Annotated in this window: 2 protein-coding genes; both read right to left on the reverse strand. The window is 66.2% G+C overall.

Annotated features, from left to right (window positions below):
• Nucleotides 1–252 (reverse strand): GlcG/HbpS family heme-binding protein (locus XH80_RS02905; RefSeq protein WP_271597253.1); only part of this gene is annotated, 252 nt, incomplete at its 3' end.
• Nucleotides 245–905, reverse strand: a 661-nt coding sequence (locus tag XH80_RS02910; protein WP_442869098.1) for a (Fe-S)-binding protein, incomplete at its 5' end; no start/stop codon positions are given. The genes XH80_RS02910 and XH80_RS02905, both read right to left, overlap by 8 nt.

Below are 905 nucleotides of genomic sequence, written 5' to 3' on the forward strand. Positions count from 1 at the left end.
GATGAAATAAGGCTGCTCCTGCGCCCGCTGGAACAGGGCGCGCGAGCCGAGGCCCATGGCGAGCGCGCCAAAAGCCTTGCCGTGGGCGATCTCGGCACGCATCAGGCTGGTGCCGTCCTGTGCCGCGGCTATCTTAAGCACGCCGCGCGCGTCGAGGACAGTGACGACGAGCGGCTTGAGCTTGAGTTCACTCGCCTTGGCGAACGCGGCGTCGAGGATTTTTCGAGCGGTGTCGAGCGTGAGATCAGCCATGGCTGGGTTCCTTTGCAGCTGGAGACGTGGAATTGGTGTCGGCGCGGTCGAGGCTCATCGCCAGCACGCGGGCGACGTGAAGCGCCTCGCGGCCGGCGCCGTCGTGGATCTGGTGGCGACAGGAGGTGCCGTCGGCGACGATGAGTGTGGAGGGATCGGCCTTCCGCACAGCCGGTAGCAGCGACAGCTCGGCCATCTCGATCGAGGCGTCATAGGTGTCGGCGCCATAGCCGAACGCGCCGGCCATGCCGCAGCAACTCGACTCAATGGTCTTGACTTCAAGGCCGGGGACGAGGCGCAACACTTGCTCGACAGGTTTGAAGGCACCGAACGATTTTTGATGGCAATGGCCGTGGACCACGGCCCTGTCAGCGACGCTGCCGAGCGGCAATTGCAGCCGGCCGGCTTCGGCCTCGCGCACCAAAAATTCCTCGAAAGTCAGCGCATGCGCGCCGACGGCCTTGGCATCGTTGTCCTTGCGCAGGGAAGCAAGTTCGTCGCGCAGCGTCAGCAGGCAGCTCGGCTCGAGGCCGACGATCGGCACTCCACGGGTCGCAAACGGCGCGAAAGTCGGGACCAGACGGTCGAGCTCGGACCGGGCTTCGTCGACGAGACCGGCGGAGAGGAACGTGCGGCCGCAGCAGAGCGGGCGG

The sequence above is a fragment of the Bradyrhizobium sp. CCBAU 45384 genome (assembly GCF_028128665.1).
Lineage (GTDB): Bacteria > Pseudomonadota > Alphaproteobacteria > Rhizobiales > Xanthobacteraceae > Bradyrhizobium > Bradyrhizobium manausense.